The organism is Fontimonas sp. SYSU GA230001 (assembly GCF_040066175.1).
Lineage (GTDB): Bacteria > Pseudomonadota > Gammaproteobacteria > Nevskiales > Nevskiaceae > Solimonas.
In genome coordinates, this window is the sequence record NZ_JBEAAM010000064.1 from 1 (window position 1) to 586 (window position 586).

At 57.3% G+C, this 586-nt stretch carries 1 protein-coding gene; it reads right to left on the reverse strand.

Features of this window, described 5'->3' with window-relative positions; translation table 11 throughout:
* Window positions 1–79: 79 nt before the first annotated feature.
* Window positions 80–550 (reverse strand): hypothetical protein, encoded by a 471-nt coding sequence (locus AAG565_RS15745; RefSeq protein WP_348820594.1) that lies wholly within the window; start codon window positions 548–550, stop codon window positions 80–82.
* Between the last annotated feature and the right edge of the window lie 36 nt (window positions 551–586).

Sequence of the window (586 nt, forward strand, 5' to 3'; positions counted from 1 at the left end):
CCAACGCCCCAGCTCAGCCGCGTGCCGCGAGCGCAGCGAGTGGCACGTCGGCTGGAGCTGATAGTTGGGGCTGCCGTAGCTACTCACCCTTGGCCTTCTCAACGTACATGCTGTTCGGAAAAACACGGCGTGGGTGCCTACCTGTGGACGTGACCTCATGGCGCCGAATGGAAGTGCCCTGTTTATTGACGAGATCATGGCCCTCAGAGAGGAAATACCGAATAAAGCCTCGCTCCAGAACGCGCAGGCACTTCTCGACCTGTTGACCTGGCCTTGCGACAAACCTTGCCGTCAGGACGACTCGCTTTCCGTTCCTGGCATTCTTCACATGCTGCATCAGCCGAAGGTTGTTGAAGTGAGACTTGACACGGCTCCTGACGTTCGCAGCCTTTCCAACATAGAGCGCCTCGAACTGGCTGCCCCAACGGCGGCCGAATACGTAGATTCCTGACGCGGTGGAAATCTTCGACAGGTCAGCTTTGAAGACTAGGTTTTCTGCTGTTGCGTCCTTCAACGGTACCGGACGTGACCACTCAAGATGCAGCTTCATCTCAAAGCCCCCTGATCAGTCGTAAGCCCCAACGCC